At 44.0% G+C, this 23,532-nt stretch carries 20 protein-coding genes; 10 read left to right on the forward strand and 10 right to left on the reverse strand.

Annotated elements, in window-relative coordinates:
* Nucleotides 1–14: 14 nt before the first annotated feature.
* From B1A85_RS19575 to B1A85_RS19605, 6 genes are all read left to right on the forward strand, one after another.
* On the forward strand, nucleotides 15–2,984 hold the full coding sequence (locus tag B1A85_RS19575) for a peptidase domain-containing ABC transporter (RefSeq protein WP_104548418.1): 2,970 nt from the start codon (nucleotides 15–17) through the stop codon (nucleotides 2,982–2,984).
* Nucleotides 2,981–4,417 (forward strand): HlyD family efflux transporter periplasmic adaptor subunit, encoded by a 1,437-nt coding sequence (locus tag B1A85_RS19580; protein WP_104548419.1) that lies wholly within the window; start codon nucleotides 2,981–2,983, stop codon nucleotides 4,415–4,417. Before B1A85_RS19575 ends, B1A85_RS19580 begins: the two co-directional genes overlap by 4 nt.
* Nucleotides 4,418–4,477: 60 nt before the next feature.
* Nucleotides 4,478–5,683: a glycosyltransferase family 4 protein gene (locus B1A85_RS19585; RefSeq protein WP_104548420.1), complete on the forward strand. Its 1,206-nt coding sequence runs from the start codon at nucleotides 4,478–4,480 to the stop codon at nucleotides 5,681–5,683.
* A gap of 70 nt (nucleotides 5,684–5,753) precedes the next feature.
* Nucleotides 5,754–5,945: a hypothetical protein gene (locus tag B1A85_RS19590; protein WP_146087204.1), complete on the forward strand. Its 192-nt coding sequence runs from the start codon at nucleotides 5,754–5,756 to the stop codon at nucleotides 5,943–5,945.
* Nucleotides 5,946–6,096: 151 nt separating this feature from the next.
* Complete coding sequence (locus B1A85_RS19595; protein ID WP_104548422.1) at nucleotides 6,097–7,515, forward strand: NAD(P)/FAD-dependent oxidoreductase; 1,419 nt, start codon at nucleotides 6,097–6,099, stop codon at nucleotides 7,513–7,515.
* 549 nt (nucleotides 7,516–8,064) lie between these two features.
* Nucleotides 8,065–9,504: a YdiU family protein gene (locus B1A85_RS19605; RefSeq protein ID WP_104548423.1), complete on the forward strand. Its 1,440-nt coding sequence runs from the start codon at nucleotides 8,065–8,067 to the stop codon at nucleotides 9,502–9,504.
* Between the two features lie 82 nt (nucleotides 9,505–9,586).
* Here the strand turns inward: B1A85_RS19605 and gyrA are convergent, their stop codons facing one another.
* Complete coding sequence (gene gyrA, locus B1A85_RS19610) at nucleotides 9,587–12,085, reverse strand: DNA gyrase subunit A (protein ID WP_104548424.1); 2,499 nt, start codon at nucleotides 12,083–12,085, stop codon at nucleotides 9,587–9,589.
* 260 nt (nucleotides 12,086–12,345) lie between these two features.
* Between gyrA and B1A85_RS19615 the strand changes: the two genes are divergently transcribed.
* Entirely contained in the window at nucleotides 12,346–12,744 is a 399-nt protein-coding gene (locus B1A85_RS19615) for a response regulator (RefSeq protein WP_104548425.1), read from the forward strand.
* Nucleotides 12,745–12,947: 203 nt separating this feature from the next.
* On the opposite strand, the gene B1A85_RS19620 is transcribed toward B1A85_RS19615, so the two are convergent.
* From B1A85_RS19620 to B1A85_RS19645, 7 genes are all read right to left on the reverse strand, one after another.
* Entirely contained in the window at nucleotides 12,948–13,430 is a 483-nt protein-coding gene (locus tag B1A85_RS19620; protein WP_104548426.1) for a GNAT family N-acetyltransferase, read from the reverse strand.
* The gene (locus B1A85_RS24065; protein WP_168192443.1) at nucleotides 13,414–13,551 is read right to left on the reverse strand and encodes a hypothetical protein; all 138 of its coding nucleotides are present in this window, start codon (nucleotides 13,549–13,551) and stop codon (nucleotides 13,414–13,416) included. The genes B1A85_RS19620 and B1A85_RS24065 overlap by 17 nt, the downstream gene beginning before the upstream one ends.
* A 112-nt stretch (nucleotides 13,552–13,663) precedes the next feature.
* Nucleotides 13,664–14,953 (reverse strand): histidine--tRNA ligase, encoded by a 1,290-nt coding sequence (gene hisS, locus B1A85_RS19625; RefSeq protein ID WP_104548427.1) that lies wholly within the window; start codon nucleotides 14,951–14,953, stop codon nucleotides 13,664–13,666.
* A gap of 51 nt (nucleotides 14,954–15,004) precedes the next feature.
* A complete protein-coding gene (locus B1A85_RS19630) occupies nucleotides 15,005–15,289 on the reverse strand; it encodes an acyltransferase (RefSeq protein WP_104548428.1) in 285 nt (94 codons plus the stop codon).
* Nucleotides 15,290–15,294: 5 nt separating this feature from the next.
* Complete coding sequence (locus B1A85_RS19635) at nucleotides 15,295–16,266, reverse strand: hypothetical protein (protein WP_210404605.1); 972 nt, start codon at nucleotides 16,264–16,266, stop codon at nucleotides 15,295–15,297.
* Between the two features lie 127 nt (nucleotides 16,267–16,393).
* Nucleotides 16,394–17,179 (reverse strand): RNA polymerase sigma factor SigF, encoded by a 786-nt coding sequence (locus tag B1A85_RS19640; RefSeq protein WP_104548430.1) that lies wholly within the window; start codon nucleotides 17,177–17,179, stop codon nucleotides 16,394–16,396.
* A 798-nt stretch (nucleotides 17,180–17,977) separates the two neighbouring features.
* Nucleotides 17,978–18,811 carry a photosystem II manganese-stabilizing polypeptide gene (locus B1A85_RS19645; protein ID WP_104548431.1) on the reverse strand — a complete coding sequence of 278 codons (834 nt, stop codon included), beginning with the start codon at nucleotides 18,809–18,811 and terminating at the stop codon, nucleotides 17,978–17,980.
* A 696-nt stretch (nucleotides 18,812–19,507) separates the two neighbouring features.
* Between B1A85_RS19645 and B1A85_RS19650 the strand changes: the two genes are divergently transcribed.
* Both B1A85_RS19650 and B1A85_RS19655 read left to right on the forward strand, forming a co-directional pair.
* Nucleotides 19,508–19,873 (forward strand): hypothetical protein, encoded by a 366-nt coding sequence (locus tag B1A85_RS19650; RefSeq protein ID WP_210404606.1) that lies wholly within the window; start codon nucleotides 19,508–19,510, stop codon nucleotides 19,871–19,873.
* 189 nt (nucleotides 19,874–20,062) lie between these two features.
* Nucleotides 20,063–21,541: a leucyl aminopeptidase gene (locus B1A85_RS19655; RefSeq protein ID WP_104548486.1), complete on the forward strand. Its 1,479-nt coding sequence runs from the start codon at nucleotides 20,063–20,065 to the stop codon at nucleotides 21,539–21,541.
* A gap of 35 nt (nucleotides 21,542–21,576) precedes the next feature.
* Here B1A85_RS19655 and B1A85_RS19660 read toward each other — a convergent pair whose 3' ends face one another.
* On the reverse strand, nucleotides 21,577–21,756 hold the full coding sequence (locus B1A85_RS19660) for a hypothetical protein (protein ID WP_104548433.1): 180 nt from the start codon (nucleotides 21,754–21,756) through the stop codon (nucleotides 21,577–21,579).
* 169 nt (nucleotides 21,757–21,925) lie between these two features.
* Entirely contained in the window at nucleotides 21,926–22,234 is a 309-nt protein-coding gene (locus B1A85_RS19665) for a YkvA family protein (RefSeq protein WP_104548434.1), read from the reverse strand.
* Between the two features lie 549 nt (nucleotides 22,235–22,783).
* On the opposite strand from B1A85_RS19665, the gene B1A85_RS19670 reads away from it, so the two are divergent.
* Nucleotides 22,784–23,485 carry a MotA/TolQ/ExbB proton channel family protein gene (locus B1A85_RS19670; RefSeq protein WP_371681694.1) on the forward strand — a complete coding sequence of 234 codons (702 nt, stop codon included), beginning with the start codon at nucleotides 22,784–22,786 and terminating at the stop codon, nucleotides 23,483–23,485.
* Nucleotides 23,486–23,532: the final 47 nt, after the last annotated feature.

A 23,532-nucleotide genomic window follows, 5' to 3' on the forward strand; every position in this document is an offset into this window, starting at 1 on the left:
TGAATTTATAGCGTATGACTCAAAGCATCCCTCTGGCTCCAATTCGAGCTTTCTTGGCACAAACTCCCCCGTTTGACCAGTTATCAACAGAGGTAATCGAAGAAATCACCGCGAATTGCCGATTAATGCGCTATCGCGTCGGGCAATCAATTCTCGTTAGAGAAAAAATGCCTGCGCAAGTTGCTATTATCTATCAAGGGCAAGCACGGTTATTAGGCTACGATCAGCGCTCGCGTACTCCAGTCAGCTTAGAGTTACTAGGGGAAGGAAAAATCTTAGGAGCAAATTCTATAGTCCGTGGCATTCCCTGCGAAACGGCGATCGCATCGACGGAAGTTATTTGTATTACGATAGCATCCCAAGACTTCTTAAATTTACTCAATTCACAACCAATCATAGAACAAGCTTTTCGCAATAGTTGTAGTTTGAGTGAAGTCTTTGAGTTACTAAGCGTCGACCTCCAACGCAGTGCTAACGAAACTCCCAATTTAAAAGAGTTAGCGATCGCCGCGTGGCAAGATGCGATTGTCCGCAACATCCCCAAGGGTAAATTCAATCTCGCGCAACTCGATGCGGATCGCGTGTGGTTGGTTAGTAGCGGAACGATTTCAGATTTTCCTGTCGGGAGTCGTCTACCTGTTGATGGTTCCTCACAAGTCATTCGCGTTGAAAATATGCGTTTGCTGGGACTGCCGATCCGCGAACGCATCAACACAAAAGATGCAATTTTACCGAGTGCTAACCATGAAGTCACATCAATTAGTATACCTTCTTTAGAAATTCCTTACGCGCCCGACTATCCACCCGAAGCCCCACCCGATCCTTATGCTGCTAAACCGAAATACCCCATCATCCGCGCTAGAGGTACAATTGAGGCTCCTCTAGCGTGTTTTCAAATGTTGAGTCAGTTTCTTGGACTTGCGTTTCGTAAAGATTTAATTCGCAAAGTTTTAGAAAATCAATACAAAAGCGCAGGCAATATTTCGCTACAAGCCTGTGGTGCGATCGCCGAAATGATGGGTTTACGCGCGCAGTTAGTCCAAGTCTCAGCAACCGCAATCAACCGCCTCAAAGCCCCCGCACTCATTCGCTACGCCGATAGTCTTGCCATTATCTACAGCATTAGTGAAAAAGAATTAGTTCTTGCCATTCCTGAAGGTGGAATTTTACGTAAAAGTCCCCAAGGCTTTGCGGAAATTTGGGGAAAAGAAGGACAAGTACTGCTACTACAACCGCCCAGCGAGCAAGTTAAAGAAAAGTTTAGCTTACGCTGGTTTTTACCATCAATTTATCGCTACCGCAAAGTCTTAATTGAAGTTTTAGTCGCCTCGCTTTTTGTGCAGCTTTTCGGTTTAGCCAATCCACTTATTACACAAGTTATTATTGATAAAGTTCTCGTACAGCGCAGTATTGATACCTTGGATGTATTGGGTATCTTTCTCCTTGGAGTGGCTGTATTTGAGGCACTATTAACGAGCGTTAGAACGTATTTATTTGTGGATACCACAAACCGCATTGACCTGAGTTTAGGCTCAGAAGTTATCGACCATTTATTACGCCTACCGCTTAAATATTTCGATCGGCGCAGAATTGGGGAACTCGCCGGACGAATCAACGAACTTGAAAATATTCGGCAATTCCTAACAGGAACAGCATTAACCGTTGTATTAGATGCTATATTTTCAGTCATTTACGTTGCAGTGATGCTATTTTATAGCTGGCTGCTTACCCTCGTTACTTTAATTACGATTCCATTATTTGCTTTACTAACAATATTTGTCTCGCCCATCGTCCGACGGCAACTACATAAAAAAGCCGAGAAATATGCAGATACACAGTCTTATTTAGTAGAAGTTTTATCAGGAATTCAAACAGTTAAAGCACAAAACATTGAACTAAAATCGCGCTGGCAGTGGCAAGAACGCTATGCAAAATATATTACTGCTGGTTTTAAGAACGTTCTTACATTTAGCACAGCAAGTTCAATTAGCGGTTTTTTAAATAAATTTACAGGCTTGCTTTTACTGTGGGTAGGCGCGCATCTTGTTTTAGCAAATCAACTGACATTAGGACAATTAATCGCTTTTCGGATCATTGCTGGCTACGTCACAAGTCCTTTATTAAGACTGATTCAGCTGTGGCAAAATTTCCAAGAAACTGCTTTATCAATTGAACGCCTTAGCGATATTTTAGATGCACCGCAAGAAGTTGATGAAAACAATCGGGATAATATCCCCATGCCAGAAATTAAAGGTGACGTGCATTATGATGCGGTGTCGTTTGGGTTTAATAGTAATGGTCCATTACAATTAATTAATATTAATTTAGAAATTCCTGCTGGTTCTTTTGTAGGAATTGTTGGACAAAGTGGTTCAGGTAAAAGTACCTTAGCTAAATTATTGCAACGATTATACGAACCAACCTCCGGAAGAATTCAGATTGACCGCTACGACATTAGTAAAGTTGAACTTTATTCGCTGCGGCGCCAAATTGGCGTCGTTTTGCAAGATACGTTGCTATTTAATGGTACTGTTCAAGAAAATATTGCCTTAACCAATCCTGAAGCGAGTTCTGAAGAAATTATTGCAGCCGCAAAGATCGCAGCGGCGCATGACTTTATTATGTCTTTGCCCCAAGGATATAATACCGTCGTTGGCGAACGAGGTGCTTCCTTATCTGGCGGACAACGCCAGCGAATTGCGATCGCGCGTACCGTTTTACAAAACCCCAAGCTCTTAATTTTAGACGAAGCAACAAGTGCTCTAGACTACAATTCTGAGCGGCAAGTATGCAACAACTTAAACGAAGCGTTTCAAGGTAGAACCGTCTTCTTTATTACGCACCGCCTTTCTACTGTCAGAAATGCCGATACGATCGTCGTCATGGATCAAGGCTCGATTGTCGAACAAGGAACGCATCAAGAACTAATGGCACTCAAAGGACGGTACTACTGTCTTTATCAACAACAGGAGTCGCAGCTATGAAGTCAGAATCGATCGAACAACCAGTCATCCTAGAACAACCCGCAGTATGGTCAAGAGTCGTCATGTGGTTACTTGTGTCGGTAACGACTTCGGCGTTTATCTGGGCTTCAGTCGCCAAAATTGAACAAGCCGTACCTGCAACCGGAAAACTCGAACCGCAAGGATCGACAAAAGAAATTAAAGCCCCAACTGGCGGTGTTGTCCGCGACATTTATGTGAAAGATGGGCAATTAGTTAAAAAAGGCGAACTCTTAGTCACCTTCGATCCTACCGCACCGCAAGCGGATGTGCGATCGCTCATTCAATTAAAAGCTTCCTTATTACGCGAAAATCAATTTTATACAACCGCTGCAGCTGGTAATAACTTAGATAATTCATCCGACTTCGCAACACTAACGCGATTGCGCGCCGCTTTAGTTGCAGAAAATGACTTTTTAAAAGCCCAAGTTAATGGATTTAATCCGAGTAAGCGGATCGAAGGCGAGTTTGATACTAACCAACAACAATTGCTAGCAAGCGCAAGAGCTGAATATCGTTCGCGCGTAGCCGATGCTTATCTCGAAATCAAAGAATTAGAAAAACAACTTAGTCAAACACAAGCACAACTAGAAACCGCTAAAAAAGTTGCTGAAATCAACCAAGGAATTCTTGACAAAATTGCACCTGTTGCCGAAGAAGGTGGATTATCGCAAGTACAATACCAACGCCAACAACAAGAAGTTTTAACGCGCCAATCGGAAGTAGATCGTTTAACCGCTGAACAACAAAAACTGACAATTCAAATTGCTCAAGCGCGAGAACAGTTACAAAATACCATCGCGCTGACGGCTAAAGATGTTTTAACTAAAATTGCAGATAATCAGAAAAAAATCGCAGAAATTGATACTCAACTTGGGCGAAACAAAATAGAAAACGAAAAACGAATTGCAGAAATTGATGCACAACTCAGCAAAGCAAATCAAAGCTTGCAATATCAAGAACTGCGATCGCCTGTAGATGGAATTGTTTTTGATTTACAAGCAAAATCGCAAGGTTTTGTCGCAAATTCTACTGAACCAATACTAAAAATCGTGCCTAATGAAAATTTAGTTGCTTCAGTATTTATAACAAACAAAGATATTGGGTTTGTGTATCCAGGGATGGAAACTGACGTCAAAATTGAATCCTTTCCAGAATCTGAATTTGGAAGTATTAAAGGTAAATTAGTTTGGGTTGGCTCAGATGCTTTACCGCCAACGCAAGAACGCCCTTATTATGCTTTCCCTGCCAAAATTCAACTCGAACGCCAAGCATTAAATATTAACGGAAAAGAAGTACCGCTACAATCAGGCATGAGTGTTAATAGTAGTATTAAAGTGCGTAAAAGAACAGTTTTAAGTATGTTTATGAATATGTTTGATAAGAAGATTAAGAGCTTGGAAACAGTTAGGTAATGGGTAATGGGAAGAACTATTACAGATTTTTAGTGACCCTTATTCATTAGTAAAAAATCAATGCGAATTTTATTTCTGCATACTAATTTTCCAGCGCAATATCGTCATATTGCACAAGCGCTGGCTAGCAATCCAAACAATCAAGTTGTTTTCGGTACTAAAAATAAAGATGTTTCGCTACCAGGCGTTTATAAAGCTATTTTTGAACCAAGTCGCACTCCACATCCATCAACGCACCATTACGTCCGACCATTAGAAAGTGCAGTGTTGCACGGACAAGCAGTATATAAAATAGCTGAACAATTAAAAGCACGAAAATTTATTCCCGATGTTATTTGCGGACATTCGGGTTGGGGTCCAACATTATTTGTTAAAGATGCATTTCCAAATACACCACTAATTTGTTATTTTGAGTGGTTTTATCACGCGCGCGGCTCGGATGCTGACTTCGATCCAAGCGATCCTTTAAGCGTCGATGATGTGGCACGGATTCGGATTAAAAATGCACCGATTTTAATTGATTTGTACAGTTGCGATCGCGGTTTATCTCCCACATATTGGCAACGCGCGCAGTTCCCGCCAGAATTCCACAGTAAGATTTCTGTATTGCATGATGGCGTTGACACTGAATACTTCAAGCCTAAACCTGGTGCTAAGTTAGTTTTACCGAATCTAGATTTATCCGGCGTTGACGAACTTGTCACGTATGTAGCGCGGGGGATGGAACCGTATCGAGGTTTTCCGCAATTTATCGAAGCGATCGCTTATATTCAAGAACGCCGCCCCCATTGTCATGTTGTCATTGTCGGTTCTGAACGCGTTTGCTACGGTAAATCTTTACCTGATGGCATGACTTACAAAGAGTTTATGCTCAAAAAGGTTCCATTAGATTTATCGCGCGTACATTTCACAGGCTCGTTACCTTACAATCAATATCTGCAAGTCATTCAAGCTTCCTCAGTTCATGTTTACCTGACGCGCCCGTTTGTTTTATCTTGGTCAATGATTGAGGCGATGTCTACAGGGTGTTTGGTACTAGGTTCTAATACTGCACCTGTTGCGGAAGTGATTCAAGATGGTGAAAATGGGTTACTCGTTGATTTCTTCGCACCGCAGCAAATTGCCGATCGCGTTGATGAAGTGCTGAATCATCCAACCCGCATGGCAGAACTTCGCGCCAAAGCTAGAGACACGGTTCTAGAACGTTATGCATTAGCGGATTTGTTGCCAAAACACTTGGAGATGATTAAGAGTGTTATTAAATAATCCTTAGAAAAATAAAAACTAAGCAACGCGAGATGCGATCGCGTTCCAAGGCTTAAGAATGGTTTTAAATATGACAATTGCAACACTAGGAGCGATCGCGATTCATAAATTACCCGAAGCTGTTGCTGTCATGCTATTTTTCAAAGTGGGAGAGTTATTTCAGGAAACCGCTCTCAAGCGATCGCGTTATTGGGTTCGAAGCATAAGGCTTGTTCAAAACATAATGAAACAACTCATTGAGCGTGACTTTTACCCTAAGTGACATGTGGTAATTCTGTAATCGACTCTACCGTCACTGTAGATATAAACACTAAGCAAATAGATGTGTTTCCAGGATAGGAGAAGGTAAGCACTCCATCAAAATCCTCAAGATGCTACTGAGAAACACACTGCAAATCTACAGGAGTTATCCCATGCATTCTAAGCTATTGTCGAATCAAGGTCGCCATGCGGTAGTGATTGGCGGTAGTATCGCTGGGCTGGTGACTGGTCGAGTTTTAACGAAGTATTTTGAGCAAGTCACGATTATCGAACGCGATCTCGTTCCTGATGAACCTGTACCGCGTAAAGGTGTTCCGCAATCGCATCACGTCCACGTGTTATTGATGCGTGGGGCGATGATTTTAGAAGAACTTTTTCCAGGCTTGCACGCAGAGTTATATGCTGCGGGCGCATCACAGCTTGACATGGCAAAAGATGCGGCTTGGCTCAATCCAGCGGGGTGGGGTATTCGCTTTACTTCTGGAGTGATGTTGTTGGCTAGCAGCCGCAGTTTATTGGAATGGGGTATACGTCAACGCTTGATGCAGTGTCCTCAAGTAGGCTTTGTTACTGAATCTGAAGTGACAGGTTTACTTGCTAATGCCGATAAAACAGCGATTGCTGGGGTTCAAGTACGGTTGCACGATCAACTGCATCGTGGAAGTGTCACTAAACAAGTCTATGCCGATCTGATCGTCGATGCCACTGGGCGAATGTCCAAAACTCCGCAGTGGTTAACAGCACTTGGTTACGAACCGCCGCCAGAAACCGTTGTGAATGCTCATGTTGGTTACGCAAGTCGCATTTATCAACCTCCTGCGAACTTTTCCAGCGATTGGCAAGCTTTGTATTTGCAAGCCGCACCACCAAATGCGCCACGCGGAGCGTTAATGTTACCTATCGAAGGCGGTCGCTGGCTAGTTTCTCTCGGTGGAGGAGATAAAGACTATCCACCCACAGACGAAGCTGGTTTCCTCGAATTTACAAGGAGTCTGCGTAGTTCGCTACTATACGATGCCATCAAAGATGCTAAACCTCTCTCGCCAATAGTTAGCTATCGCGCTACCGAAAACCGTCGCCGCCATTACGAAAAACTGCGCCGAATGCCAGAAGGTTTGGTTGTAACAGGCGATGCAGCGTGTGCGTTCAATCCGGTATACGGACAAGGAATGACAACAGCCGCGATCGCAGCAGAAACTTTAGATCGGTGTCTCAAAAAAGGTCTTTCTGGTTTAAGTAAACGTTTTCAAAAGCAATTAGCCCAAGTTAACGCGGTTCCTTGGACACTTGCAACCAGCGAAGATTACCGCTATCGCAGTACGGAAGGTAAGTCACTCGATCGAAAAACGAAGTTGATGCACTGGTATATGGATCGAATCATGCTGTTATCTACCAAGAATGTTGAGGTGCGATCGCAGTTTATCCAAGTTATGCATATGCTAAAAACACCAACGGCATTATTTCATCCTAAAATCGTTGCTTTAGTTCTCCAAGAAGCGTTGCAATCCACTCTACATCAAGCAACACTAACAACCACTAACAACCAAGGTGACGTCAAGACTTGTTCTTAGTCACTGATTTCGATCGAAATTTGCGATCAGGACACTTTTACCGATCCAATGGCGATCGAGTGCCAACGCGGGCTATACATTTCAGGAACTTCATACGCTGGCTGACACATGTATACCTAGTGCAATTCCATCCCAACCCGCTTGAGAACTTGTAAGAAGTGGCGGACGTGGGAAAATCTGTAAAACTTTATCTTCTCGATCAAGAACTAACGAGTTGTCGCTAGGCATGACTTTAAACCGAGTTTCTACTAGGTAGATAAGTAAAAATAAACGCGATCTAAAGGCTGGTAAATGGTCATTGGTAATTGGCGATCGCAAAGAATATTAAGCAATAATTACCTATTACCTGTTACCCACTGCCAGAAATACTCAAGCCTGACTTTGTGATTACGCCCACTACTTACAAGTTTACTTTGATGTCGGTGCAGGTGCAGTGTTTGATGAAGTACCTGCGTATGCGACCGCCGCAGGAAATCCTGCAAGAATTGTAGGCTGGGCATATCCTGAGTCGTGTTAGCTAAAGTTAGAGAATGTCAAACTTTAACATCAATGAACTTAGCTGACACTAACCCCTTCCTCGCACTCAACTACGAACCTGCCTTAGAATCTTTAGGTAACGATTACTTCGATCGAGTTGTCGCGGCGGAATTTCCGACACATATTCTTCGCTTTCGCAACGATGCGTTACTTTCACTACTAAAACTCGATCCACAAGCGGTTACAGACGAACACTTTATCGAAGCTTTTGGTAAATTCCAAGGACGCGAACCGTTACTAGCCTTGCGCTATCACGGCTACCAGTTTGGGCAATATAATCCGTATTTAGGAGATGGCAGAGGATTTCTCTACGGACAAGTACGCGGTACAGATGGCGAACTTTACGACTTTGGTACTAAGGGTTCAGGAACAACGCCTTACTCGCGCAGTGCTGATGGTAGATTAACACTCAAAGGTGGCGTGCGCGAAGTTCTAGCTGCTGAAGCTTTGCATCACATGGGCGTGCGTACGAGTCGCTGTCTTAGTTTGATTGAAACAGGAGAAGCATTGTGGCGCGGTGATGAACCCTCTCCAACGCGATCGTCGGTGATGGTACGTTTTAGCCGATCGCACATTCGTTTTGGCACTTTCGAGCGACTCTACTATATCGAACGTCCAGATTTAATTCAAAAGTTACTCAGTCACGTTATCGAATACTACTATCCCGCAATGTGGGGTCAAGCCGATCAATACTCGCTATTCTATGCAGAACTTGTCAAACGTGTCGCTGAACTCACCGCCCAGTGGATGGCAGCAGGTTTCTGTCACGGAGTGCTAAATACCGATAATATGTCAATCACGGGAGAAAGCTTTGATTATGGTCCTTATGCTTTCATTCCCTCCTACGATCCGCTATTTACAGCAGCATATTTTGATTACTATCGTCGCTACTGTTACGGCAGACAACCGAGTGTTTGTAAATTTAATTTAGAGCTTCTACAAGAACCCTTACAAGCTGTTATTTCTCCTGAAGATATGGAAGTAGGCTTGTCTATGTTTGACGAGCATTACCATATAGAATACAGCCGATTAATGTTAAAAAAACTAGGTTTTTCTCAGTTATCTGTTACAGAAGGAGAAGAACTTGTCCAAACAACAATTCAACTATTACAAGAAACACAAGTAGGCTATCACGACTTTTTTGAGAAACTAACACAAAACTTTTCACCAAAATGGCGAGAAGATGCTAATTCAATTTTAGACACATTAGATTTACCCTGGGATACCTCCTCTGAATTACTAAAAAAATGGCGTAACTTGTATCATAAACACTTGACAAAACTCCCTCAATCTGAAGCAGCAAACATATCAAAACAGCTTCAACAAAGTAATCCCAAAATTGCCTTACTCCGATCAGTCATCGAATCAGTTTGGGAACCAATCGCCCAAGAAGACAACTGGCAACCATTTTACGATTTATTAAGACAACTCACGAGTAGCAATATCACCTGAATCGTCAAGCATTACCAGCACGAGCTACTTTAACCCTATTACCCATTACCTATGACCAACCTCACAAAGAGCCAACTAACATTTAATCAATTGCCACTACCTCAATCACCTTCTCTCCAGGATTCAATTCTGCGATGCGATCGCCTGCGCCATCTTTACCTCGAACCGTCACTTGATTGACAGGTATCCGCACAACTCTTTGCGTACTTGTCACCAAAGCCACCTCCTCTGTCGCTAACACCATTCCTGCTAAAGCATCCGATTTAGAGGTAAACTGTATCGCCTGCGTGCCAATATCACCGCGATTTCCTTGGCGTAGCGTACTTGCTGATACTCGTTTTGCCAATCCTGATTGCGAAACCAACAAGACATTATCACCTAAGTTATTGAGCGCCACCCCACCGACTAACTTCTCTTGTTTGCGTAGCCGCAATGCTTGTAAACCCACCGCAGTACGCCCCATAATGGGCAATTGTTCGTCATTCACAGGAAAACGCAATAATCTTCCACCAACTGTAGCGAGAACCAAATTTTGCTCAGGTTGCACGACAAGGGCTGATAACAACTCATCATCGTCTTTAAATTTGACGATCGTCAAACCACGATTGGTAATACTCAAAAACTCTGTCATTGCCAATCGCTTAATTTTTCCTAATTTCGTTAACAAGACGAGTTGGGTGTTTTCTGGATCGTCGGGCAATAAGAATTGCGACACGACGGTTTCTGTAGCCGCCGAGTTAGGAAGCAAGCCAATCAATGGACTACCACGCTTTTCTCCGCGTACCGATGCAGGAATTTCGCCGACTTGTACCGGAAACACTTTACCGCTACTAGTCAATACAAGCAATGTTTGGTCGGTTTTGGCAGTTTGAGTTTGAATCACGCAATCATACTCAGAATTACCATTTTCTGCTTTCGATTTTCTACTCGCACGTTGACCATTTGCCGATCGCTTGACGTAGCCCCGCTGCGTAAACTCCAAAACCACCTCTTCCACAGGTTGTACATCAAGTGGTAAGGCTTGAGGTTTCGATTGCGATTTTTTTTCTCCCGCCTTTTTCTCGGTGATGGGTTGTACATCATGCGCTAATTTTGTCCGTCGCGCATCGCCAAACTTGCGCTTGAGCGATCGCAAATCTTTTTTGAGCGCTTTGAGCAACTCGCGGCGATCGTTGAGGAGTTTTTGTAATTCTTGAATTTGTGCGTTTAACGCTTCAAATTCTTTTTTCAGGTTCTCCTGTTCTAAACTTGTCAAGCGACGCAGAGGCATTGCTAAAATAGCGTCCGCTTGGCTGTCAGTCAAATCAAATCGACTTTGTAAAGTCATTTTGGCAGTACTACCATCACTCGCCTGACGTAAAATGGCAATGACATCATCAAGATGCGACAGCGCCCGCAGCAAACCGGAAACAATATGAATGCGACTTTCGGCTTGATGTAACTGATGCTTGTAGCGGCGATTGAGAGTTTCTTCGCGAAACTTAAGAAATTCTTGTAAAAGTTGCCGTAAACTTAACTGACGAGGTTGTCCATCGACAAGTGCTAATAAAATTGCCCCAAAGTTCACTTGTAGCGCAGTTTGATGATACAGGTGCTGCAACACCTCTTGCGGATTGTTGTCGCGCTTGAGTTCAATGACGACGCGCATTCCGGTGCGATCGCTTTCATCGCGAATATCGGCAATACCCTCCAAGCGCCCTTGGTTCACTAACTCGGCAACTTTTTCAATCCAACCCGCCTTATTCACTTGAAACGGCAACTCAGTCACGACAATTGCTGTACGTCGCTGCTTACTGCCACGTCCTCCAGCCACTTCTTCGATTTGGGCGACTCCCCGTAGCGTCATACTTCCGCGACCAGTGCTGTAGGCTTCGCGAATGCCTGCTGTACCGATAATTTCGCCTCCTGTAGGAAAGTCAGGTCCAGGAATGAGTTCAAATAATTTTTCATCGGATAATTCTGGCTGATCGATCAGCGCAATCAAGCCATCAACGAGTTCGCCCAAGTTATGCGGCGGAATATTCGTTGCCATCCCTACTGCAATTCCCGCACAACCATTTAACAGCAGCAACGGTAACTGCGCGGGTAAAACCACAGGTTCTTGCTGGGAGTTATCGAAGTTACTGATAAATTCAATCGTTTCTTCGCCAATTTCGGCTAATAATGCTTCATGGCTAATTGGAGCTAAGCGAGTTTCGGTATAACGCATCGCGGCTGGCGGATCGTTATCGACCGAACCAAAGTTACCGTGACCTGCGAGTAAAGGATAGCGACTCGAAAAGTCTTGTACTAGTCGTACTAAGGCATCGTACACTGCTTGGTCGCCGTGCGGATGATATTTACCTAGTACGTCTCCGACAACACGCGCGCATTTACGATAAGGGCGATCGGGAGTTAACCCTAGTTCGTGCATTGCATACAAAATCCGGCGGTGAACTGGCTTTAATCCATCACGTACGTCCGGTAATGCTCGCCCGACAATAACACTCATGGCGTATTCAAGGTATGACCTTTGCATTTCTGTATGCAAAGCCGTGGGAATGACCTGTCCCTGCGAGAGAAGGTTTAATTGTTTCGCCATGAATTCTGTTCCCTGATTCCTAACAACAAAAAGCGTCCTGTAATTTATAAACAATGAACAATAGCATAAAGGATAAAGTGCTTTTGCCAGTATTTCAGCGGTAGTCGTTGAGCAATTAGCAGTAGTATTATCCTTAGATTAGAGGCAACTATTTTATAACTTAAAACGCCTCTTATTGTTTTTAATTAAGATGGTAGGCTTTGCCATATTAATAATCTGTTCATTTATAAATATTCAATAAACTTAAAGCAACTACTCTCATGAAAACTGTATTGATTGTGGAAGACGATTTTACTAATGCACGGGTTTTTTCCAAAATTTTGACTAAACGCGGTGGCTTGGGTGTCAAGCATACTGAAAATGTCGAAGAAGTGATGAAAATTGCTGCAGCGGGAGAAGCCGACATCATTTTGATGGATGTTTCCCTCTCGCGGAGCATGTACCAAGGCAAGGCCGTTGATGGTATTAAGATTACCCAAATGTTGAAAGCTAATGCACAAACTGCCAAACTGCCGATTATTTTGGTGACAGCACACGCGATGGAAGGCGATCGCGAGAGTTTTCTCAAACAAAGTGGCGCTGACGGCTACATTTCTAAACCCATTGTTGACCATCAACAGTTTATTGAGCAAATTTTGGCATTGCTGCCAAAAGACTAACAATACCTGCGTTGTTTTCACTGAAGTCCTCTATCGTAAGGAGTTTGATGCTACCCTTACTACAGTTATTAACCAGAACGATTCTAGTTTAGTACAAAAATACTATTCTAGAGGGGTGAGAGGTGAGTCAGAGAGCAGCTAGGGACTAGTGGCTAGTTTTGAGTTATTCACTCCTGAAGCACCTCTGCTCTTATTCTGCATAGCTAGAGCTTTTTGTAGTACTGGGCAAGTGGCAATATCCTAAAACCTAGCTTTTCATAGGTGCGACGTGCTGGAGCATGACCAGGATCGCCACCCGTTGCTACCATCGCGACCGACATGCCTGCACCTGTCATCCAATTAAGTGCAAATTTTATTAAAGCAGAGCCAATACCGCGACCCTGAAATTCGGGATCGACAGCGAGCATGTAGATTTCACCCACGTTGGGTTCGACATCTAGTTTCACCGCAACAAAACCCAAGACTGCACCAGCAGCGATCGCAACCCATACAGGAGTGTCCTCAGCAGCACAGACACCTTCGACAGCTTGACGCTGGCTCACACGCCAATCGGGATAAAGTTCTCGATAAACGTCAAAATCCATCATTTGCTCAATTGAATCAAAGACTGGTGCCCATGCTTGTAGCGAAAGACGAATAACTGCATCAAGTTGATGCGCCTCGTAAGGTTCAATCCGTACTTCCATATGAACTCCAGGTAATGTTTAAGATTTCCAAGCAAGGAAGCCGCTGAACCTTCCCAAAGCTGACATTCAATTGTTTCGGCAGTCCTTGGAGGATGACAACTGCATCGCGAGGAATAGGCATTGACATCCTCCAGTGTAAGGAGCGGTCATACCTTATTGCCCGAAACTAACGAGTCAGTTTATTATCTGCGATCGCCCTTCAACTCAGTAGTTCTCCTAACTGTGACTAGCCACTATTCACTCTTTTGCTTACCCCTAGTCAGCTGGCTGCGTAGTTCTTCAATATTGGCAAGTAATTCAGTTTGGGGAATCGCACTTTGTTCTTTTGAAGCCATCCACTTGAGTTTAACGGTGTGGTTTGCAGCTTCTTCGTCGCCTAAGATGAGACACGCGATCGCCCCACTGCGATCTGCTCTAGCAAACTGTTTCTTAAAAGCACTCCCACTTAAGTCTAAATCAACACTAAACCCTGCTTGCCGCAACTTCTGTGCTAGAACAAGCGCCTGTGCTTCGGCTGCCTCCCCGCGCGAAACAACATAAAAATCAATGCTTGATACCGCAGGTTCCTGTAGTTGTTGAAGTAATAAAATCAAGCGCTCTAAACCAATTGCCCAACCAACAGCAGGAGTTTCAGGACCACCCAATTGCGCAACCAAACCATCATAACGCCCGCCACCACAAACCGTTGCTTGCGCGCCCAAGTCATCTGATTGAATTTCAAATGCTGTGTGCGTATAGTAGTCGAGTCCGCGTACTAATCGGGGGTTGAGTTGGTAACTAATACCCAAATCGGCGAGTAGCTGCTGTACTTTGTCAAAGTGCTGTCGCGAGTATGCACCAAGATGATCCAGAATACTCGGTGCATTTTGAGCAATTTCTTGCGTGCGTTTGTCTTTACTATCCAAAATCCGTAAGGGATTGCGACTCAAACGCTCTTGCGAATCAGGATCGAGTTCGTCTTTATACGGCGTTAAGTAGTCTACTAGCGCTTGGCGATAGGCGTTGCGATCTTCAAGATTACCCACAGAGTTGATATCGAGGTGAAGATTTTTCAATCCCAAAGTTTGAAGAATGTTGGTGGCGATCGCAATGACCTCAACATCGGCTCGCGGATCGGCACTTCCCAAAACTTCCACGCCTAATTGATGAAATTGCCGCTGTCTTCCTGCTTGCGGACGTTCGTAGCGAAACATAGGACCTGCGTACCACAACCGCTGTACGCCGCCTTGCGTATACAAACTGTGTTCGATCAGCGATCGCACGACACCTGCTGTTCCCTCAGGGCGTAACGTAATCGAGCGATCGCCGCGGTCGCGGAATGTATACATTTCTTTCCCTACTACATCAGTTGCTTCGCCGATACCCCGCTCAAACAACTCGGTTTGCTCAAAAATGGGGGTGCGAATTTCGCGATACGCTGCTTTAAAAAGAATATCCCGCGCTGTCGCTTCTACCTTTTGCCAGTACCCAACTTCCTCTGGCAATATATCTCGCGTTCCACGTAATGCCTGAATTTCGCCCATTAACTGTTTATCTAAATTGCGTTTCTCAGTTACGGCTTATGGCAGAAAATCTTACTGCTCGATGGCAGAATTGATTTTTCTAAATGCACCGTAACGATTCTGATAGTATGCCAAAATTTGCGCGACTCGTTGGCGACTTACGGAATTAGCGCGTTGGTTATATTGAATCCACAGCCCCCCGATTTGACTGTGTTTGTAGTCAAACTGCTGATAAGCTGCTGGATACAGACCTGTCTCGACTCCATCCACCTGCTGCAAATGCGCGGCAATTTCTCGATAAACGGCTAACGGCAGTCCAGGAAATTCAATTTCTTCCTTCAGTTGATTCTGACTCATGGAAATTAAAACTCTCCAGGACCGGGCGTAACAGGTGACGGTGATGGAATCGGAGTTCCGTTAGGAACTGTAGGTGGGTTGATGGGAACAGGTACAGGGGTAGGAGTACCTGCTGGTGGTGCAGGTGATGTTACTTCTGGTGGTAAATCAGGTTGGGGTTCAGCTTCTTCCGTTGGAGATGGCGTTGGTGTGGGAGTGGGTGGTGATTCCTCTGGAGTATCTGATTCGACAGCTTGCTCGCCGATCGCCTTGGCAACTTCAACGCCATATTGTTCTAAAATGACCACAGGCTCAATCCCAGGACTCATTTCAATTCGTTTGACGAGAATCTCCCCGTTGGAAAGCCGTTGTCCGACGCGGACATAACGACTTGTTCCCTCGTTGGGGACTTGCACAATCGCCTGCAGCTGATCGCCAATTTGAACGACACCAGAAACCGCAACTTTTCGAGCTAACTCAGGCTCAGGAACCGATGGTAATGCAGGTGGGAAAGCACCTTCATCTGGTGGTGGAAAGGGAATACCATTATCGTTATCTGGTGGAGTTACTGGAGGAGGATTATTCACTGTTGCACCTCCACCTGGTGGCGAACTAGGAGGACGTGTGGCGATCGCATCTGAAGAACTCGCACCACTGCTATTTGCTGTTGTTTGTGGAGGACTTGCTTGTGACGCCACTTGTGAAGCAGTTTCCCTAGGTCTTGTCTGGATAAATAGCCCAGCAAAAGGATCTTGGCGACCCGTTTGTACTTGTTTGGCGCGCTGACTGCCGTTAGTTGGTTGAATGAGACTCGGAGAAATAGCAACGGTAGGTGATTGCGCTGTCGGTTTAGGAAATGGCGCTACTGCAGCCGTATTTTGTGCTTCCTGAGATGGCGGCGTTGCACTCATATCTTCGGTATTATTGCCACAACTAGCGATTGGCAGTACCATCATTCCGAACGCGGCGATCGCGGAAAGTTGGCGCCATGCTTTCACTCCAACCCATTGATTATCAAAATTTCTTTCCAATCCGCTACCTTTCAACATCTCAAGTTTCAGAATTCTGGTACTTTTATACCTTAAGATTAAATAAGCTACAGTCCTTAAGCCGTCCGCAGATATTTTAATCTTCTGCTCCCACCATTAACTGCTTTAAAGAATCGAGTCCTTTTTTTACGCGACGCGAAACTGTGACAACACTGATGCCTAAGCGTTCTGCGACTTCTTTTTGCGTCAAATCATATAAAAACACAAATTTCAAAATTTCGTGCGTGCGTTTCTCTAACTGATACAACGATTGTTGTAAACGAAGGCGATCCTCTTGTGCAAGTTGAAAGCTACGATAGTCGCGATCGGGAACAATTTCTCCCAAGGAGGTTGTTCCTTCTTCAGATTCTTGAACAGGCATATCTAAACTTAAAGGAGCGCGATTTACCCACGCAAGTTTGACTTCTTGCCATTCCTTGAGCGAAATGTTCAATCCTTCGGCAATTTCGGCATCTGACGGTTGGCGATTATACTTCTGCCGTAAATCGCGGACAACACCTATAGCTTGCTGCTGTAGCGCTAACCAGCGGCGCGGAATACGCACCATAACACCTTTATCGCGCAAGTAATGCTGAATCTCGCCACGAATATACGGAACCGCGAAGGAACTAAATGCATGACCTTTAGACAATTCAAAGCGCTCAACTGCACGAATTAAGCCGATGCACCCCACCTGTAGTAAATCTTCGTAACTTTCTGTACATTGATTGCTCCAATAGTGTGCCTCTTTTCGCACTAACCCTAAATTGAGGGTAACAAGCTGGTTGCGGATAGTTTGAGAGCGGTCTTGCTCGTAATCTCGCAGTAGAGTTGCACTTCTTTGCTTCAATTCGTTGTGTTCTGCAGTATAACTTAGCACCATAATTACAGTAATAATTGAATAACAATAAAGGCGTTACTACTGCGTCGCGCCACTAATTGCTCTTGTATGCTGAAACAATTGATAGCATTAAAGTTAAGTAGCACGCTAGTTGGACTTAATAGCTTAAATTGATTATTCAACGCTCAAATTAGCCAATAACAGCATCTAAAGAGGGTTGATTGTCTTCAGCTGAGATTGCTCGCTGCTGACTAATTAGAGTATTAATTTTTTCTGTTTTTGTACCACCGAAATAACACTGAAGTTTCTCTCTACTGATTTAGATTCTCCTCAAAAACCCGTAAGGCAAGCATTTGGTGCTGAAGTTGGCAACTCAAAATTCGATAATGAATTTGTATCAAGATACAATAAATGAACTAACTATGACTATAAAATTATTAGCATTAAGCTACAAGCAGTTTGCCTGGAAAGGAACTGCTAACAAGGGAAATGCTTAGCATCTTTATTTATGTTTATGACTGTTAATCCTGAAATTTTACTAAAAGTTAATGACTTTTTTACAGTTTGACTTTATTAATAACCAATATTGATGGTTAGTTTTTTATTAAAAGCACTTAATATTATGAATTTTTATCGCGAGTGATTGATAATAATGGCTACTTTACGATAGCTGCAGTCAATAAAAAAAAGAGAGACTAAATGCCCTCTTGAGAAAATTTGTAATTAGGTTAACAGTGCTTTAGTTAGCAACTTGATAGCCAAGGAGATAGAAAGAAAGAGAATGTACTGAGACATCTTGTGAAGTTCTTCCGTATCTCCTCTGAAGTTAATAGCGACGTGCTAGGCTATTGGTTCAACTCGAGCATAAAACAGACCGCGAATCTTGACATCTAGAGCTTCACGCGCTCCTAAGTCGGTATCTGATGGCTGTTCGCTCTCAAATGTACCTGCGATTTCGCCAGTGCTGCTATCTACTTTAGCAACCTGCAAGGAAATCTCACCCTTTAAGTTTGGGGTTTGCTTGCGGTTGGCGCGAAGGAGTTCTTCACGATCCGCTTGCGCGGGAAGCGCAACTGCATTATCGTAACCAGCAACAACACCGCGACCTTTAGGATCGAGGAATGCACCGGAGCGATAAGAAGGTACTTTGAATTCACCTTCAAAATCGGTAGAAGTGTTAATGCTAGTCAATCCTGGTTGAGTTTGAGCAACTAGCTCTTTAATTGTGAATAGAAAAGGAACTCGTTCACCTCCAGGAAGTTGTACAGTAATTGCTTGGAAGTCAAGCCCATCTTCTTCAACAAACGTTAGGCTGCCATCGCTGTTGACGTTTAGCTTGCCTTGTACTTGGTCAATTGTTGAAGTGTAACGTGTCAGCAATTTTCCAGCTATATATTCTGGTTTTTGACGTTTATTTGTGGGTTCTTCTTTCACAAAAAAGGTAGTTGGTTCCAAGCATAGATCGACGATTCTGTATGACTTATTAGGATCAATTGCAATAGAACCACGCGTAGTTTCTGACAGTTGTGGACATTTATTAGCTAGACCTGTTCCTCTGATTTGGTCGTAGGTGAGTACATCTCTACTGCTAGCAGAGGCAGGACCCTCACTACAAGCGGTTAGTACACCCAGGCACAATGCCAGAAATGCAACAATTAGAGCGCGATACCTCATGGTCAACCTCAATCTTTCTTTTAACTTTGTATTTAACCTGCAAACATAATCTGCCAAGAGAATTGAATATCAGGCGTATATCAGCTTGTTTTACCAAGAGCTATAGCACAAAGGCATGACAGTCATTATGACAATAGACAGTCGCGCTTCAACTTTGCTCGTACTCGGTGGGAAAATATAGGGGGGTAAATGGCATTTTACTCGTACCTATAGAACTTACCTTTAGAGATTCATTGAACCGCTGGGATTTAGCTCAGGTCTGCTGGTTTGCAGAATGGATCAGCCCAGATCCCAATACAAAATTTTACACGGCGATGTCGCCAATACATTGAATATTACACAAACTAAGATAATACTGTTGTCGAATTGACGCAGTACTGTCGCTATTAAAAACAATTCAACCATACAAAGGTAGACGATTTTTTTGTAAATTATTTTGTCAATTTACTAAAACTACGGTGAGTTTAAGTTGACGAAATGCCCGAAGTGTGTAGTATATTTGCAAAAAAGAGAAGCGATCGCGTGACAAAAGTGGATATCCTCAATGTGATTGATACTTTCAGCTTGAGAAGGTGATTGTACAGAATTTAACCGTTTGCCTAACGAATTTACTCTAAATTATTCTATGTTTTGCTTGAAACCGCGGGGCAGGATTGCGTAACAAGTAGTGCAACAAATTAACGAGGAAAGCTAATTTTGAGTCAGGACAGTCTGCAAGCCCAACTGCAAGCGATCGTCAGTGCTGTGCGTACTTTGGCAGCAAGTTGTCAAGGTGATAATATAGCGATTCTAGCTGTGCTGCGGCAGTTAGAGGAACTACACCGAGAAATTCGCGATGGTATATTTCAAGCCTCGTTGCCAGATAATCGTCAAGCGCTATACGCACTGCTAAGAGATATTGAGTCTCAAGGCGGCTGGCCTTATATTGAACGCATGAGAATACAAGCTTTGCTTGCCAACTGGGAAACAGCGACACGCAACGATCGCAGCGGCAATGAGACGAGCACTGATATTACTAAACCTTCAGAAGCGCACAATGGTGAGGTCACAATCAGGGACTAGGAGCAAGTGGTTAGCGGCTAGTGAACAGCGAGCGGTTTTGCATTGAAGACGTAGGAGTTGCAAGTCAACGTTCATTTGTTATTATTTATTCTTCCCTGCTTTTTTGCTTCTTCAACTCCCTGACCTTTGACCCCCGATCCCTGGAATTTGCGCGATACTGGTACAAGAAGCTTTCATACAGTAGTAGAAATGGAAATTCGAGCAATTGATACCCCGCTTCTAGATTGGACTGGGGACTGTCTTGCTATTGGCTTGTTTGAGGAAACGGAGGAGTTACAGGGTGATGTAGCTCAACTCAACGAGAAATTTGCTGATGCGCTGAAAGAAATTATCGAGGAAACGGAATTTAAAGGTAAAGAAGGTAGTAGTGCAGTTACGCGGATTGGTGGCGGTAGCCCAGTACGCAAAGTATTCTTGATCGGGTTAGGAAATCAGGAAACGCTGAAGTTAGACAATGTGCGCCGCGCTGGTGCTACTGTGGCTCGATTAGCTAAAAAAGAGAAGTGTAAGACGGTAGGCGTGAATTTACCGACAGCAAATAACGATCCTGCAGCAACGGTACAAGCGATCGCCGAAGGCGTGCAACTTGCCTCGTATCAAGACAATCGCTTTAAGTCTGAACCTGAAGATAAAGGCTTTTGTGTCGAACGCGTCGATTTACTCGGATTTGCAGGACAAGAAGCGGCGATCGCCCGCGCCAATTCCATTTGTGCGGGAGTCAACTTGGCACGCGAATTAGTTGCAGCACCAGCAAACGAAGTAACGCCGATTACACTTGCCGAAACAGCGCAGAAAATCGCACAAGAGCACGGGTTACAAGTTGAAATTCTCGAACGCGAGGATTGTGAAAAACTAGGTATGGGAGCTTTTTTAGGCGTTGCCCAAGCTTCAGATTTACCACCTAAGTTTATTCACTTAACTTACAAACCCGAAGGTACTCCAAAGCGCAAACTCGCGATTATTGGAAAAGGGTTAACGTTTGATTCTGGCGGCTTAAACATCAAAGCAGGTCCAGGTAGCAGCATTGAGATGATGAAGATGGACATGGGTGGTGCTGGGGCGACTTTAGGTGCAGCAAAAGCGATCGCGCAACTCAAGCCCGATGTCGAAGTTCATTTCATTAGTGCGGCGACGGAGAACATGATTAGCGGTCGGGCGCTGCATCCTGGCGATATTCTCAAGGCTTCTAACGGCAAAACGATTGAAGTAAATAATACGGATGCAGAAGGTCGCTTAACTTTAGCCGATGCGCTTGTCTTTGCAGAAAAGTTAGGTGTCGATGCGATCGTGGATTTAGCAACGCTCACGGGTGCGTGTATTATTGCTTTGGGCGACGAGATTGCAGGTTTATTCTCGCCTGATGATAAACTAGCACAACAACTTGCCCAAGCGGCGGAAGCGGCTGGCGAAAAACTCTGGCGAATGCCGTTTGAAGAAAAATACTTTGAAGGGCTAAAATCTGGAATTGCCGACTTTAAGAACACAGGACCGCGTGGCGGTGGCTCGATTACAGCTGCTTTATTTTTGAAGCAGTTTGTTAAGGAAACGCCTTGGGCACACTTAGATATCGCAGGTCCTGTTTGGACTGACAAAGAAAATGGCTGCAATAACCCTGGTGCAACAGGTTATGGCGTACGCACATTAGTTCATTGGGTACTCAGCCAATAGACAGCAATAGGGCAGTAATGACGATAACTGCTGCCCTATTTTTGCTTTTGTTGTTCTTCAGTTATAGCCTGTTTAATTTCTGGCTTATCAAGAAGGTCTTTTGCCATATCCATGAATTTAAGACTATCGGGATGAATAGTTTTTCTTTGTAGTGTTGGTATCGCTTCCGAATCAAACTGGTCTTCTGGCGATGGAGATGGGCGATCTGAATACATATATTCCTTACTGAACTCGCCTTTAGAAAAAATTTTATCAACAATTCAGCTTGTCAACTTAAAAATATCAGTCTTAGGCAAAATCCCTCCTGTTATCTTGTGCGATCGCATTTATCGCGCTAGGTCGTCAAGCGCAATTGCTTGTTGATGAAGGAGGGGAGCTTAGCAGCTATTTAACTGATACCGCATCAACGTCGATAGTGCTTGCTGTTGTCTGTGTATTCGCTTCAGCAGTTTGTTGAGTGTTAGCTCTACGCGCTTTGACACCTTCCATCAATATTTGAGAAACTTCTGCAAGCAGGAGTGATAGTAAAAAGACATCGTCTATTTGTCCAACAACTGGCAGAAAATCAGGTGCGATGTCAAATGGCAGCAGGAAATAAAACGCTGTTCCTAAAATTACCCACCAGCGGTATCTAGGATTGCGTAGGAGATTGCGATACCAACTATAGACCGATTGAATACCAAAGTTCTTCATTTGATGCGATGACCTTAAAGCTACTTTTATCCTGACAGATATCACAGCAAACTTCTGGTAGAAATAACCGTCTACTTCCTGCTAGGAAAATGCTACCTGCAATTTTTCTCAAGTCCTTCCCATAGATAGGTGTGGCTGAAATTGAAGTTATTTGCTAGCTTCTACTATGAATTACTTTAAACTCCTGATGAGATGATGCTAGAGAGGTAACTGTTTATAAGATAAACAAATACAAACTATGGTGTTGAAGATGAAACAGTAATGCCCGCCTTGAGGCAACAGCGATTGTCTAATTGCATTAGATGCGATTGTAGTTTCGCTTCCTAAAAAATCGGATATGCTTTGAAGACAATCTCGATCTATTCTAAATCCGAGGTGTAAAGGCTCAATTGATATCGCCTAAGCAAGATGACAAGCAATAGTTATGCCTGACGCATAACTTTTAACGACGCGATCTTGCATAATGAGGTACTTTCCAAAAAGTCTAGTGAACGGAGGCACGCGGAAACGGTGGATGTTGTAGAAATATTTAGAAATGGTGGACCAGCAATGTTACCCTTGCTGGCGCTGTCAATTTTATCGTTGAGTGTCATTATCGAGCGCTTGTGGTTTTGGTTTAGAATTCTTAATCAGGAACGCGAAATTGTAAATCGCATTCTTTATGCAGCGCGAGACAATTGGGCAGGTGCGACACAGCTTGCCAAAAGAGCAACCGATCAACCAATTGGGCGGTTTCTTTACGCGCCATTGCGCTTATCTCGACCCGATCCAGAACTCTTTCGCCTGGCGTTAGAATCAACCGCTGAAGATGAGATAGCTGCAATGCGTCAGGGAGAAAAAATCCTAGAAGCGGTCATTGCACTCGCCCCTTTACTTGGTTTGTTGGGAACTGTACTCGGTTTAATTCGGTCTTTGCGAAATATTCGCCTAGGCGATTTAGGAACCGCTTCGGCAGCAGGAGTTACCTTGGGTATTGGGGAATCCCTAATCAGTACCGCTGCTGGTCTTTTAGTCGCAATTATTAGCCTAGCATTTTATCGGTTGTTCCAAGCTTTTGTTGTCAACCAAGTCAAAGTTTTTCGTAAAGCAGGAAGTGAGTTGGAAGTTCTGTACCGCCAAACTTGGGATGACAGCGGTGCAGACATTCAAAGCACTGTACCGCGCGCGAACATTGTCCAGCGCGACACAACTGAAGGTTATCGCATTCCCCCTCGTTCGGAAAAAAAAGGTCCTGATGCTTCACCACTGTAAGCTGATTCATGCGAGCAACTTACATTAAACAAGTTTTATCCTCACAC

This window comes from Chroococcidiopsis sp. TS-821 (assembly GCF_002939305.1).
Lineage (GTDB): Bacteria > Cyanobacteriota > Cyanobacteriia > Cyanobacteriales > Chroococcidiopsidaceae > Chroogloeocystis.